Genomic DNA, 13,284 nt, shown 5'->3' with positions numbered 1-13,284 from the left:
CATGCCATGTTTGGTTTGATGTTTCTGCAAGACCGAACACGGTCCTTGGCTCGCATTGAGCAGCATTTACGAAAAGGAGCTTGGATGATGCGCTTTTTATTTGGCCCGATAGCTGCCGCAATCGCTTTCGTTGGACCGGCTCGTGCGGAATTGCCGCGCCATCCTGATGCTCCAGCCCGCGAAAGTCAGATTGGCGAAGGTGCGCAGAGTGTCTCGATACCTCTCAATGATGGGACTACTCTTGCAGCCGACCTCTACTTGCCTGACAGCGCAGGGCCGCATCCCGTCATTCTTGAAGTAACGCCTTACGGACGGCGCAGCACCTTCAGTTTTTCGGGCGAACACGCTTTTTGGACAGGGCATGGTTACGCGTTTATGGTGGTTGATGCCCGCGGCACCGGGGCTAGCGGAGGAACGCACACTTTTATGGCAGATGCCCGGCACGACGGGCCTCAGATCGTCGAATGGGTTGCGGGCCAGCCCTGGTCGAGCGGGAATGTCGGTATGCGCGGCAGTTCCTACAGTGGCACATACCCAATCCAGACCGCAATTGGCAGGCCCCGGGGGCTTGCCTGTATTAGCCCCAATGCAAACTTCCAGAGTGGATTTGACGGCCCCCCTTTCCTTGGCGGCGCCTTCATGCAAGGCTGGGCATTGGGTTGGACGCTGCGCGTAACTCCTGCCCTTGCGGGCAAAGCTGGTCCAGTGGACTATGACAAGCTAATCTCGCATCGCCCACTCCTAACGGCTGACCTTGCGGCCCACGGCGTCGAAGTCCCGGTCTACCGTCAGTTTCTCGAACACCAGACTTCAGACAACATGTGGGCCGACGTTCACCTCAGTCTCGAAGATTACCGCCGCATCAATGTACCGGCGCTGACTTTCACTGGCTGGTACGACACAACATTGTCAGGTAGCATTGCTAATTATCGAGCGATGCGCGGACTTGCGGCATCTGCAGATGACCAGTGGATCATCGTTGGCCCTTGGGACCATTCCGGAGCGTCGGAAGGCGGCTATTCCCGTGACACCGGGCAACCAATCGACAGGATCGGCGCACTTGCAGTCGAATCCAGGGGCTACAAGCCCGGCCAGCGGATGGCCCGTGAATTCTTCGACTGGTGCCTAAAGGGAACCGCCCGCCGTCCCGCATGGCCGTCCGTTCAGATGTTCGTTCCGGGCCAGAACCGTTGGATCGAGGCGGAGCGCCTTCCCAGTCCCCTTGTGAAGTCCAGAAAATTGTTTCTCGGCGGATCGGGGCGAGCCAATGCAATCTCCAGTAAGGGGCTCCTTGAGGCCGGTCCAGGCCAAAACGCGCTCGACGAGTACACGCACGATCCCGCAAACCCTGTTCGCAGTGACCTTCCGGCGAATGGCCACAGGGGCCAGGCCGGGGGTTTACTCGGGCCGGTTGACATCTCTCACCAACTGGCGCGCCCAGACGTCCTTACTTATGCTACACCGCCTCTCACGACTCCCCTCACTCTTCTGGGAAATGCCAGGCTCTCGATCTATGTTCGGGCTGACGTGCCGGACTTTGACATAGTCGCCTTGCTTGAAGATGTAGCACCCAATGGTACTGCCATTCGTCTTGATTCCGGATGGGCCGGCGTTCTGCGCGCCCGCTATCGTGGCGGTTCTGGTGGTCTTGCGCTCTTGAAGCCAGGCGAAACCGTGAAGTTCGAAGTTAATCTGGGCGAGAAGGGGCATACACTGCGCGTCGGCCATCGCTTGCGTTTATCCGTCTTCAGCAGCGCTTACCCGTTTATCAGCGTCAATCCAGGCACCGGCAACGATATCGCCACCGACAACGCATCACCCCGTTCGGCTCGAATAACGATCCTGCGGGGTTCTTCGTATCCTTCGGCACTGAGCTTGGAGGTTCTTGAACCAAGGGCACAACCATCCAAATGAGCACCTAAGTAGGTCAGGTTCGGGGGGTGGGCGAGCTGCTGTTCTTGTTCGCCCAACCCCGCTGGCACTAGCGATAATCAGCAATCTCTTCGAAAGGCTTTTTGACCTTGGCATGGACGGGAACCGTCGCACCATCGGCCGGATAGCCGCACACCAGAAGCAGATAAGGCTTCTCGGAAGCGGGGCGACCGCACAGATCATTCAAGAAGGTCATCGGCTTTGGTGTGTGGGTCAGCGTCGCTACACCGGCATGGTGCAAGGCTGAAATCAAAAAGCCCATGGCAATGCCGACCGACTCCGGAACGTAGTAGTTCTGGCGCTCGATGCCCTTGCGAATGCCCCCCTTGCGTTGCCCGAAGATGGCAATGATCCAGGGTGCCGTTTCAAGGTACGGCTTCTGGTCGTCTGTGCCCAACGGCGTGAGTGCGTCGAGCCACTCCTCACCAGCCTTTCCACTGTAGAAAGCGCATTCCTCCGCTTCTGCACGCTCACGCAGTTCTTTTTTGAGTTCTGCCGATCCGATGATGGAGAAGTACCAGGGCTGGTGATTTGCCCCGCTGGGAGCGGTGCCAGCAGCTTTTACGGCGTACTCGATGACTTCACGTGGCACCGGCCGGTCGGAAAACTCGCGCACGGTGTGGCGTTTCCGCATTTCCTCGTAAAACGCTTCCGCGCGCTCGATCATCTCCGGATGAGGATAATCCATCCGGTCGGGAAGAGGTATCGCATCATGCTCTTTCATGGCCCATCACTCCTTGCTGAACAGTGGCAGTGGCAAATTCTGCCGACTCTGTGTCGACAAGATAGAATGAAACGTGCTCGACGGCAATTGTGAAGTTCGGAATTTCAGGAGGATGCCTTGTTCACAGAGCAACACTAAACAGCATCAAAACTGCTCGCATCAATTCTCCAGAAACCGAGAGGTCGCTTCCACAAAGTGAGCAAGATTTGCCTCACTCAAGCCCGCAATGTTAATGCGACCGTCCGGCGCCATGTAGATAGCGCTCTCCTCCCGGAGCAGTCGTACCGCATCTGTTGAGATGGGCAGAAGCGAGAAAAGTCCGCGCTGATTGGCAACTGCGGACAGTCGCGGCAGTGAATTCGCAACAGCCTGCCGGAGCCCGTTTATCCTTTCCCGCATCGTATCTAGTTCCTCCTGCCAAACGGACCGAAGTTCCGGACTGGAAAGGATGATCCGGCATGCCGCCGCACCATGGTCCGGCGGCATGGACCACATTGCGCGCGCGGTGCCGAATAGCTGCGAGCGCACCGCATCAGCCTGAGCGAGCGTCGCCGCCTTCACAAATAGGGATCCAACACGGTCCCTGTACATCCCGAAGTTTTTGTCGCAGCTGTAGGCGACAATGGCTTCAGGCAAGTTCTCGACAAACATCCTTACGGGTGCTGCATCGGCCTCAAGACCATCCCCAAGTCCATGATAGGCAAAATCGATGAGGGGAAGCAGGCCCTGCCGTTCGCACAGCGCGATAATCTCAGCCCATTCGGCACTGCTGAAAGTCGCACCGGTCGGATTGTGGCAGCATCCGTGAAGTAGGAGGACATCCCCTGGCTTGGCGGATGCGAGATCAGACATCATGCCATCGAAATCGATCCGCAAGGTCGCTGGATCGTAGAAACGATGGTGGCGGCTCTCAAGGCCTGTCGAGGCAATTAAAGGAAAATGGTTCATCCAAGTCGGGCTGCCCACCCAAACCGCTGAATCCTTCGAGGCCTCTGCGAGCAATTCGAATGCAAGGCGAAGTGCGCCATTGCCCCCCGGGGTTTGCAAGCCGACTAGGCTTGGCGAAGTCGCTAGATCATCGCCCAGCGCGAGACGTGCCGTAAGATCGACGAAGCCGGAATCACCAACCGGGCCAAGGTAGGACTTGCTCTCCTGCTGCTCGACCAGGATACGTTCGGCCGCCTTGATGGCACCCAATACCGGCGTAAGACCTTGATCATCTCGGAAGATCCCCACGCCAAGGTCGATCTTGTGTGGCCGTTGGTCCTCCTGGAACAGGCGGATAAGGCCGAGCAAGGAATCGGGCGCTTGTTGGGCTAGTGATCCAAACTGACTTTGATGCATAATGCTTCTCCACGTTCGCCTGGTTCTTTGCGCCAGACAGCACGATCTTGGCCGGCCATGGCCTCGTTTCGGTAGTCATGCTCTCTTAGGGATTGATGGCGGACTTCAGCCCGACCCAGCCTGCCGTTCCGGGGCCGCATCTTCAAAAGCCGCCAGAGACCTTGCACGAAGTCGAGCGTCCCCCCGATGCCGGCGAGCGTGTTCACGCCGGTCCAGGCGAAAGCCAGCGTCCACCCGCCGATAACGCAGTAGAACGAGACGACCAGGAAACTTGCCGTCACCCCAAAATAGCCGATCGCGCCCCACCACGGCGATCGGCCCTCAGCCGTGGCGACCTGTCGCCACGCCCGTGCCGGATCGGCCCCGCCCTTCCGCCCGATTGCGAGTTCGGCGATCACGAGCGGAAGGCCAATGACGAACACCGCGCCGACGTAAAGCAAGATGAATGCACCGCCGCCATTCTGGCCTGCCAGATAGGGAAAGCGCCACAAGTTGCCGAGGCCGACCGCGAATCCGATCGCAGCGATGACGAATATCAGCCGCGATGACCAGCGCCGTCCTCCCTGACTGTCGGTATCGCTCATTCCGGCCTCTCCTTCGCCGCATTGACTGGACGATACACATCTGTATTCATGTCTGACGATACATGAGCAATGATTTTCTCGCGCCCGTTTTGGGGAGACTCGCCGATGACACTTCGTAAAATCGTGATGGGGCTGAGCCTCGTTCCTGCCGCGCTGCTCGTTGCCGCATGGCCCGCGATAGCGGATGACACGGCGCCAGCCGTCGCTCCGACGCAGGATGCAGAAACCATTCTCGCACCCTTTTCCGACCACTACGAGATGCGGATCGAAAAGCCGGCGGATGTGGTGTGGCGCCACATCAAGCGGCTCTATGTCGATGGGGAACGGATGCGCCAGCAGGGATTTGCCGTATCCTCGGTGACCAACGATCCGACGGCGTGGCTCGGCGCGGTTCGCGGCGTGCAGGACGCCAACACCAGCCGCCCCAACGTAACCATCATGGTCAGCGGCATCGATGAGGAGGCTCGGCTGTTGACGCTGATGATCGTGCTGGAGAACCCGGCGCCAGCCTACGTGATCCATCAGGTGCGGCCCGATGGGGCCCACGCTTCGATTTACCAGACCATTATCCAGACACGCTGGCCGGTAAGGAAGCCCGAAGACGGCGATCTAACGCCCAATTACATCCGCCAGAAAATGCAGGCCGATGTTGCCTTCCACAACCGGGAAGTCGCGGCGATCATGCAGCGCGAAAAGGCTGTCATCGAAGCGCTGGATTGACATGAACGGCGGCATGCCTAATCCACGGAGTATGCCGGGCCATGCGCAAGCCACCAGCGAAAGGGACACGCCAGTCGAAAAAGACTGGATCGCCGCCGCGCGCGAAATGTTGATCGAGGGCGGGATCGCGGCGGTGGAGATCAACCCGCTGGCCGCACGCCTCGGGGTCACCCGCGGCGGGTTTTATTGGCGGTTCAAGAACCGGCAGGATTTGCTCGATCATCTGCTGCTCGATTGGGAAAACTCCAACGCCCGTCACTTCCTCGACCGGCTGGCCGAGCCCGGCGCCCTGGCCGAGCGCATGCAGCGGCTGATCGATCTGTGGATTGAGGAACGCCAGTTCGATCCCAGGCTCGAAGCCGCGATCCGCCAATGGGCGCGGATCGACCCGGCGGTTCACAAGCGGGTGCGCAGCGTCGATCTTGGCCGGATCAAGGCGATTGCGGATTTGTACCTGGAGGACGGCTACGACACCTACGATGCCGAAGCCCGCGCGCGCATCACGTATTTCCACCAGATCGGCTACTACACGCTCGAACTGGGCGAAAGCACCGAGGAACGCCGGGCGATGCTGCCCCACTACTCCCGCGTTCTGTTTGGCACCGGCTGACGCATGGCTTGCATGTCAGTAACACCGTGATTGCACGATACATGTATGTATTGTACGCCTGTCCCAGGACGAACATGTAGGGGGGTGAAGCGTGATGCACGGGTTCCTGAGCAATGACTGGGCCGGCCTGGCCATGGCCGCAGGTGTTGCGGCGATCGCCGGCGCGCTGTTCCTTGCCACCCGCCGCGGGTGGGTGGCGACTCCGGTGCTGCTGCTCGCCGCAGCGATGGCTGTAGGCAGCGGTATCCACCTTTACCGCGTAGCCGAGATGGAGCGACTCTACCCGGCACCCGGCACCTTCGTGGAGGTCGATGGGCAAAAAATCCACGTGCTTGCCGAAGGGCCGGACAACACGGGACCGGCCATCGTGCTGTTCGGAGGCGGGCATGCCCCGGGAACCTCGATGCGCTTCATCCACGATGCGCTAAAGACCCAATACCGCAGCGTGCTGATCGACCGCCCTGGTATGGGCTGGAGCGGACCGGCGCGCTTTCCCGTCTCGACCGCCAGCGAGGCGAAGCAGATGTGGGAGGTGCTCGACAAGGTCGGGGCGAAAGGGCCGGTGATGCTTGCCGGGCACTCCTTCGGCGGGCTACTTGCGGCCAACATGGCGCGGCTGCGGCCCGAGCGGGTGCACGCGCTTGTGGTGATGGATGCGACCCCGCCCGACGTGATCCTTTACGGGCCGCGGCTTGAGGAACTTTCGTCTCTGTCCTCCGATCCGTGGTGGAATGGCTTCTTTTCCCTGTTCGCGCTCGACTATCAGGCTTTGAAGGGCCAACCCGAAGCCGCGCCCGCATACGCCGATCTCGAACGCAAGATCGCCGCGACCATGGGGAAGTCCAACGCCATCCAAAAGGCCTATGCTACCCGGCCGCGCGCGCAGATGGCGGCTCATTCGATTTTCCGCGAATTGACCCCTCAAGGGATGGCGGCGGTCGGCTATGAAACCGGTTTCTTCGAGGGGGAGCTCGGCAAGGTCCCGCTTTACCTGTTCGCCCCCCAGAACGCGGTCGGCCTGTCCGATGTCTCGACCATTCGCAATGCCGAGCAACGCGAAGCGCAGCGCCTCCAGGACTTCTATACCGTCGCGCGCGAGCGTTATCTGGATTACTCTAAGAACTCGACGCGGATCATCGCGCCCGCGGATTCGAGCCACAATTTCCTCTATGAGCATCCCGTCGAGACCATCGATGTCCTGCGACAAATCGCGGCGGGCACCTATGCGCCGCCCGCGCCAGCGCCGCAGGAGCCGGGCAAGTGAGCATCCGGCTGGCCTTCGCGCTGGCGGCATCGGTATCAGTTTTGGCGCACGCGCTGCCGCTCGCTGCGGCCGAGCAGGTTCCCGCAAGCGACCTGTCGCGATGGACGGGCGAATGGCAGCTGCCACCCGTCGACCGCGCGACTCCGGAAGCGCTCGCCGAGCAGATCCCTGCCGCAGTCGAGGCCTATCGCCGCGATCTCGCTGCTCTCGCCGCCGATCCCGCGCCGCCGAGTTTTGCGAACACGATCGCGTCGCTCGACCGGGCCGGCCGGCCGCTGCGGCGCTTGATGGCGCTGCTGCGCATCTACCTGTCGTCCCATTCCGACGAAGGCTGGCGCGCGGTCGGCCCTGGTCTGGTGGCGATGAACGAAGCGGTACTGGCCGAGGCCCTGAGCGATCCGGCCCTGTTTTCGCGGGTTTCGGCGGTCTATCGCGCTCTTCCGGCGGGGATTTCCGATCCTGAAGAAGCGCGCCTGACCGAGCTTACCCATGCCGCGATGGCACGCGCGGGGGCGGGCCTGGGGGCTGCCGAGCGGGCGCGGCTTGCCGAGATCGACGGAGAGCTTGCTCGCCTGCAGCTCCTGGTCAACCAGAACCTTAATCGCGAGGCTGCAGGGCAGTTCGTCTTCTTCGATGATGCCGCCCGGCTCGATGGCTTGCCGCCCGCGCAGATCGCCGCCGCTGCCGACCTCGCCAGAAGCCAAGGGCGCGAGGGGTCTTTTGCCATCCCAAACCAGCGCCCACAGGTCTTCGCGTTGCAGACCTTCGTGCGAAATCGGGAAACCCGGCGCATCGTGTGGCAGCAGTGGATGAACCGCGGCGGCACCGCTGGCGAGTTCGACAACCGCCCGGTCGCTGCCGAGATCCTCGCATTGCGCAAGGCCAAAGCACAGCTGCTCGGCTATCCGCGCTTTGCCGACTTTGTTCTTGCCTCGCGAATGGTCGGCACGCCCGAACGCGCACTGGGCATCATCGATGCCAATTGGACCGCCGTCATGGCAGCCGATGCCCGCCGCGTGACCGAGCTCGCAGCGCTGGCGCGCAAGGACGGTATCCCTACGATCGAACCCTGGGACCGCATTTATTACCTCGGCCGGTTCAACCGCGAGCGCTTCGGCATCGATGCGCAGGAGATTGCGGGCTATTTTCCCCTGCCGCGCCTACGTGATGCGATCTTTGCCGCCGCGGGCGATACTTTCGGCTACAGTTTCGAACGTCTGAGCGGCGTGCCTACCGTCAGTCCGGATATCGAAGTCTATCTCGCGCGCCGCGAAGGCGCGCCTGCGGGGATCGTCTATCTCGACATTCTTCCGCGGCTGCAAAAGCCGCAAGGGTCGTGGGCAGCGCAGTATCGCCCTGCAGGCGATCTCGCCCTCGGCGAATTGCCGGTTATCGTGCTCCATTCGAGCCCGCCGCCAGCAGCAGCCGGCGAGGAGATACTTCTCCCCTTCGAATATGCCAACGTGCTGTTTCACGAATTCGGCCACGTGCTGCACATGCTGGCCAGCACGGCGCACTACAACGGGACAGCATCGCTCACCGTCCCGTGGGATTTCGTCGAGGTGCCTTCACTGCTCAACGAGCGATGGCTGCTGACCGACCGCACGCTCGACCGCTTGCCGCATTATCGTACCGGAGCGGCGATGCCTGCGGACCTGCGCGAGCGGCTGCGCGCGGCGCGGCAGTATGAAAGGGTGTTCAGCGTCAATCCCGAATACATGGCGATGGCGCTGGTCGATCAGAAGCTGCATCAGGCCGACGGTCCGGTGCCCGACGTCAACGCCTTCGAGGCAGCCCTGCTGGCCGAACGGGGCTTTCCAGCCTCGGCCGATCCGATCATGCAGGCCTCGGCTGCCTACCACACCTGGTCGCGCGAATATGCGGCGAATGTCTACACCTACCTGTGGTCCGACATCCTCGCGGCCGATCTTGCCGAGGTGTTCCTGCGCGCTCCCGATGGTCTGCATGACAGAGAGGCGGGAGAGCGTTACTTCGACTTGGTTCTTTCCCGCGCTAATCGCGTGCCGATCGAGCAGGCCTATCGCGAATACCATGGCCGTGCGCCGGACGAGGCCGCGCTGATCCGCCGGTTCGGGCTGGATAGGGATGGTGGCGCGAAGTGAACACCCGGTTTAATGTCGGGCCGGCTCACCCACCGGGTCCTTCCGCTCGCGCTCGGGAGGAAGAGGCTGCTTTCGCCGCGCTCTACCGGCTATCGGCAATCGAGATCTGGGAGCGGCTCAGCTACTATCTGCTGATGACGCTGCTGGTGCTGGCACTCACCGCGCCGGTCACCGGTGGCGGGTTCGGGTGGAGTGCCGCGGCAGCGCTAGGGCTCTATGGCGGTTTGGTGGCGGCGGTGCAGGCGCTGCCGGTAGCAGGCGGGGCCCTTTCAGACAGCCTCCTCGGGCCTGCGCGCGCTTTGCGCATCGGCGCGATCTTGATGCTGCTGGGCCATATGACCCTTGCCGTCCCGCACATGGTACCGATCATGTGGGAGAGGATCGACCCCGAATTTGACCGCAGCCGCTTTCTGGCAACCCAGATCGATCTGCAATTCTGTGACGGCAGCCTGCCCGAACGGTTGATCGTCGGGTCGCTCTATGCGGGGCTGGCGCTGGTCGCGCTCGGCAATGCGCTGTTCAAGCCCAACATTTCCGCAATCATCGGGCGACTGGGGTTCGGGTCCCATGCAGCACGTGATGCCGGGTTTTCGCTGTTCCACATGTTCGTCAACCTCGGCGGACTGATCGCCATCCTGCTGGGCGGCTGGGTGGCAGAGCGGTTCGGATATGGGCCGGCCTTCACGCTTGCCGGGTTCGGCATGGTCGCGGCGCTTGGACTGATGCACGTGTTCCGGGCCATCATCGCTTCGCCAGTGGACGGGATCGCTCACCCCGCACAGACTGCACCCGCCACCAATCGGGAGGCACCTTTACCGGCGAAGTGGATTCTGCCGGTGAGCGTGGTGCTGGTGGCAGTCACGCTGTTCGGTGTCACCCTGTTCCAGGTCCTCGGCACGCTCAATCTCTATGCCGCCAGCCGCGTTGAGGCATCGCTGTGGGGCGTGGATTTCCCGCCCGTGTGGATCCTGTCGGCCAATCCGATCGTGATGCTTCTGGTGATGCCGCCGCTGGCAAAGCGCTGGCGCGAGGGGCGCGGGCCAGGAGCCAAGGCGGCCATCAGCGGCAAGGCGGCGGTCGGTTTCGCGTTTCTCGCGCTTGCCTTCGGCAGTCTTGCCGCGGCGGAGTTTCTGGCGAGGGAAGCTGTCGTACCCACCTTGGTCCTTGCCGCGGCCATTGCCCTCATCACGATCGCCGAACTGCTGGTCGGCCCTTCGGCGCTTTCGGCGATCACTAGGATTATCCCGGCAAACCGCGGGGCGCTGGGGGCAGGGATGTTCTACGCCGCACTGGGGCTCGGCGGATTTCTTTCAGGACAGATCGGGGCGAGCGCCCAAGACGTAGGGTTCCTGGCCATATTCAACGTGATTGCCGGGTGCTGCGGGGCGATCGCGGCTGGCCTGTTTCTGTCGCGCCGGGCGGCGGCGCGGATTGGTTTGTGACGGTAAGCATCGCAAAGAACTGGAGAGCGGAATGAAGGAACATGAAGCGGTCCCCTTGATGGACCATGTCGAGCTGCCGCCTGACCGGATGCTGGACGAGGCGCAGGAATTCCTCGCCCGGATGAAGAAGCGCCACACCGTGCGCGAATTCTCCGACCGTCCGGTCGAGCGTGCCGTGATCGAGGCCGCGATCGCCGCTGCCGGCCTCGCCCCGAGCGGGGCGAACCACCAGCCATGGCATTTCTGCGCGATCGGTACGCCCGAGGCCAAGGCGACATTGCGTGAGCTGGCCGAAAAGGAAGAGCGCGAATTCTATGCCGGCAAGGCGGGAGAGGCCTGGCTCGATGCGCTCGCGCCGCTCGGGACCGACGCGCACAAGCCCTATCTCGAGCACGCACCCTGGATTATCGCGATCTTCGGCCAGCGCAAGGGCGGCATCCGCGAGGACGGCGAACAGCAGAACTACTACGTCCCGGAATCCGTTGGGATCGCGATGGGTTTCCTGATCGCTGCGCTGCATCATGCCGGGCTGTGCATGCTGACCCACACGCCCAAGCCCATGACCTTCCTTAACGACTTGTGCAGCCGCCCCACGAGTGAGAAGCCCTATCTTTTGCTGGTCGTCGGCTATCCTGGGAAAGACGCGACCGTGCCGCTTCATGCGCTAAAGAAGAAGCCGCTGGATCAGATCGCTTCGTTCATCTGAGCTGCCAGTAGGTGGGGCAAGGAAGCGGGTGGCTATTCTCCGCCCGCTTCTCTCCAACGCTGGAGGTGCGCGTCGAGCAATGACATCGGCACGGCCCCCGGCGTCAGCACCGCGGCATGGAACGCAGGCCAGCTGAACCTGTCGCCGAGAGCCGCGCGCGCCTCGGCGCGCATCCGCAGCAATTCGCGCTGGCCCATCGCATAGGACAAGGCCTGACCGGGAATGTCGGTGGAATAGCGCAGCAGCTCGCTCTCGATCTCGGCATCCGAAGCGAAGGTGTTTTCCTGCATGAAGCGGCGCGCTTCCTCATGAGTCCAACCCTTCGCATTGAGCCCGGTGTCGACCACCAGGCGATTGGCGAGAAACATCTTGGAATAGAGCCGCCCGAAGCGTTCATAGGGCGTTGCATACATTCCCATTTCGTCCGCCAGATCGGCAGCATACTCCGCCCATCCTTCGACAAAGGCGTTGAGGAACAGAAAGCCGTTGGCGCGCCGCAGGAGGGGTAGAGCCTTGTTCTCCTGTTGCAGGGCGATCTGGAAATGGTGGCCGGGCAACAGCTCGTGATAGATCAGCGCAGCGGCATTGGCATAGGAGGTGGTCTCGGGCGAGGCACCGTTATAGACATAAGCTCCGACCGGCTGCTCGGGCGTCGGCGAACGGTAGAAGCCGAAAGTCATCCCTTCCTCGATATGCCGCGGGGCGCGTTCGATGCCGTACGGCGCATTGGGCAGCAGCGAGAAATAGCGTGGCAGGACGGGTTCGATCCGCTCCATTGCGCGCCGGAAATGGGCTGCGACTTCCTCCGCCGTTGTGGCCGAAAAGCGCGGGTCGGCATCGACCATTGCCGCGAATGCGCGGTCGCTGCCGGTGAAGCCGACGCTCTGCTTGATCGAGGCCAGTTCGGCCCGCGCATCGCGCAGGATTTCAACGCCGATCGCATGGATTTCGTCCGCAGACAGATCCGTCCCGGTGTGCAACCGGGCCAGACGCCCATAGTGATCGGCGCCGCCTGCCTGCCACATCAATCCCGGGCGTTCGGGGGCAGCGGCGACATAGGCGTCATCAAGCATCGCTCCAAGCGCCGTGAAGGCTGGGGCCAATTCACCTTCGACCAGTGCAGCCACCTCGGCGTGGAAGAACGCTGCTTCTTCGGGGGGCGCCGAGGAGAGACGTTCGGTTGCGGGTACAAAGGCTGCGGAAGCCTGCGCGAGGTTGGCGGCGGTCCGGCGGGCCCCGGGTATTGCCGGGCGAGCGATGCGGATGCCGCGGTCGGCTTGCAGGGCCAGCTTGCCTGCCTGTGAGCGGACGTGCGCCGCATAGGCCTTGAGTGCGGCGATATAGTAGGCTCGCTGCTCCGCCGTCTCCAGCGGCGTGCCGAGCGCCGATTGCCGAATGGTGTTGTGCCGCCATCCGCCCGCATAGGGGGTGATCGGAAAGGCATAGAGCCAGAAGCGCGGATAGTCATCGATCCCGTGGGTGAGCGCGATCAAATAGTCCCGCGTCAACCGATCCTGTTCATCTAGCCCCGCAGCGGGAATGGCCTCGAGCTTTGCGCGAAAGCCGGCTCCTTTGGCCGCAACCGTCTCCCAATGCTCCAGCGTGTCGGGCGGCAAGACCGCGATGGGATCGCCAACCAAGGCGCGCAGGGGCAGATCGAAGGGGCGCAGCATTTCGACCATCTCGTCATGCACCGCTGCAAGCTGGGCCTGGCTGGCAGGGGAGGGCGCTATGATCGCTTCACCTCCAGATGAAACGGGTTGCGCCGATGTCGAGGCCGCGCCAAGTGCTACCGGCACGGCAATGGCAGACCAAACCGAGTGTCGGAGGGCATG

At 62.3% G+C, this 13,284-nt stretch carries 11 protein-coding genes; 7 read left to right on the top strand and 4 right to left on the bottom strand.

Annotation, left to right across the window (positions count from 1 at the left end):
- Window positions 1–84: 84 nt before the first annotated feature.
- Window positions 85–1,914 carry a CocE/NonD family hydrolase gene (locus DFR51_RS09200; RefSeq protein WP_160119019.1) on the top strand — a complete coding sequence of 610 codons (1,830 nt, stop codon included), beginning with the start codon at window positions 85–87 and terminating at the stop codon, window positions 1,912–1,914.
- A gap of 67 nt (window positions 1,915–1,981) precedes the next feature.
- Here DFR51_RS09200 and DFR51_RS09195 read toward each other — a convergent pair whose 3' ends face one another.
- The 3 genes from DFR51_RS09195 to DFR51_RS19005 all read right to left on the bottom strand — a co-directional run bounded on the left by DFR51_RS09195 (window position 1,982) and on the right by DFR51_RS19005 (window position 4,584).
- Window positions 1,982–2,656 (bottom strand): nitroreductase family protein, encoded by a 675-nt coding sequence (locus DFR51_RS09195; protein WP_121050148.1) that lies wholly within the window; start codon window positions 2,654–2,656, stop codon window positions 1,982–1,984.
- 159 nt (window positions 2,657–2,815) lie between these two features.
- The gene (locus DFR51_RS09190) at window positions 2,816–4,000 is read right to left on the bottom strand and encodes an amino acid aminotransferase (RefSeq protein ID WP_121050144.1); all 1,185 of its coding nucleotides are present in this window, start codon (window positions 3,998–4,000) and stop codon (window positions 2,816–2,818) included.
- Window positions 3,973–4,584 (bottom strand): sodium-dependent transporter, encoded by a 612-nt coding sequence (locus tag DFR51_RS19005; RefSeq protein ID WP_160119018.1) that lies wholly within the window; start codon window positions 4,582–4,584, stop codon window positions 3,973–3,975. Before DFR51_RS19005 ends, DFR51_RS09190 begins: the two co-directional genes overlap by 28 nt.
- Before the next feature lie 105 nt (window positions 4,585–4,689).
- Here DFR51_RS19005 and DFR51_RS19000 point away from each other — a divergent pair, with 105 nt between their 5' ends.
- From DFR51_RS19000 to DFR51_RS09160, 6 genes are all read left to right on the top strand, one after another.
- Window positions 4,690–5,304 (top strand): hypothetical protein, encoded by a 615-nt coding sequence (locus tag DFR51_RS19000; protein WP_160119017.1) that lies wholly within the window; start codon window positions 4,690–4,692, stop codon window positions 5,302–5,304.
- Between the two features lie 31 nt (window positions 5,305–5,335).
- A complete protein-coding gene (locus DFR51_RS09180; RefSeq protein ID WP_170151764.1) occupies window positions 5,336–5,914 on the top strand; it encodes a TetR/AcrR family transcriptional regulator in 579 nt (192 codons plus the stop codon).
- Window positions 5,915–6,008: 94 nt separating this feature from the next.
- The gene (locus DFR51_RS09175; RefSeq protein WP_121050135.1) at window positions 6,009–7,178 is read left to right on the top strand and encodes an alpha/beta hydrolase; all 1,170 of its coding nucleotides are present in this window, start codon (window positions 6,009–6,011) and stop codon (window positions 7,176–7,178) included.
- Window positions 7,175–9,301 carry a M3 family metallopeptidase gene (locus tag DFR51_RS09170; RefSeq protein ID WP_121050132.1) on the top strand — a complete coding sequence of 709 codons (2,127 nt, stop codon included), beginning with the start codon at window positions 7,175–7,177 and terminating at the stop codon, window positions 9,299–9,301. Before DFR51_RS09175 ends, DFR51_RS09170 begins: the two co-directional genes overlap by 4 nt.
- Before the next feature lie 134 nt (window positions 9,302–9,435).
- Window positions 9,436–10,743 (top strand): POT-type proton-dependent oligopeptide transporter, encoded by a 1,308-nt coding sequence (locus tag DFR51_RS09165; RefSeq protein ID WP_121050129.1) that lies wholly within the window; start codon window positions 9,436–9,438, stop codon window positions 10,741–10,743.
- Between the two features lie 31 nt (window positions 10,744–10,774).
- Window positions 10,775–11,449 (top strand): nitroreductase family protein, encoded by a 675-nt coding sequence (locus tag DFR51_RS09160; protein ID WP_121050126.1) that lies wholly within the window; start codon window positions 10,775–10,777, stop codon window positions 11,447–11,449.
- 32 nt (window positions 11,450–11,481) lie between these two features.
- On the opposite strand, the gene DFR51_RS09155 is transcribed toward DFR51_RS09160, so the two are convergent.
- Window positions 11,482–13,248 (bottom strand): DUF885 domain-containing protein, encoded by a 1,767-nt coding sequence (locus DFR51_RS09155; RefSeq protein WP_160119015.1) that lies wholly within the window; start codon window positions 13,246–13,248, stop codon window positions 11,482–11,484.
- Window positions 13,249–13,284: the final 36 nt, after the last annotated feature.

It is taken from the genome of Sphingosinicella microcystinivorans (genome assembly GCF_003634215.1).
In the GTDB taxonomy this organism is placed as follows: domain Bacteria; phylum Pseudomonadota; class Alphaproteobacteria; order Sphingomonadales; family Sphingomonadaceae; genus Sphingosinicella; species Sphingosinicella microcystinivorans.
This window is presented reverse-complemented; position numbering and strand designations above follow the sequence as displayed.

Excerpts from the sequence above, each read along its gene's own strand:
- DFR51_RS19005 (WP_160119018.1), bottom strand. The coding sequence starts at position 4,584 with ATGAGCGATACCGACAGTCAGGGAGGACGGCGCTGGTCATCGCGGCTG.
- DFR51_RS09175 (WP_121050135.1), top strand. The coding sequence starts at position 6,009 with ATGCACGGGTTCCTGAGCAATGACTGGGCCGGCCTGGCCATGGCCGCA.
- DFR51_RS09160 (WP_121050126.1), top strand. The coding sequence starts at position 10,775 with ATGAAGGAACATGAAGCGGTCCCCTTGATGGACCATGTCGAGCTGCCG.
- DFR51_RS19000 (WP_160119017.1), top strand. The coding sequence starts at position 4,690 with ATGACACTTCGTAAAATCGTGATGGGGCTGAGCCTCGTTCCTGCCGCG.
- DFR51_RS09200 (WP_160119019.1), top strand. The coding sequence starts at position 85 with ATGATGCGCTTTTTATTTGGCCCGATAGCTGCCGCAATCGCTTTCGTT.
- DFR51_RS09190 (WP_121050144.1), bottom strand. The coding sequence starts at position 4,000 with ATGCATCAAAGTCAGTTTGGATCACTAGCCCAACAAGCGCCCGATTCC.
- DFR51_RS09165 (WP_121050129.1), top strand. The coding sequence starts at position 9,436 with ATGACGCTGCTGGTGCTGGCACTCACCGCGCCGGTCACCGGTGGCGGG.
- DFR51_RS09195 (WP_121050148.1), bottom strand. The coding sequence starts at position 2,656 with ATGAAAGAGCATGATGCGATACCTCTTCCCGACCGGATGGATTATCCT.
- DFR51_RS09180 (WP_170151764.1), top strand. The coding sequence starts at position 5,336 with ATGCCGGGCCATGCGCAAGCCACCAGCGAAAGGGACACGCCAGTCGAA.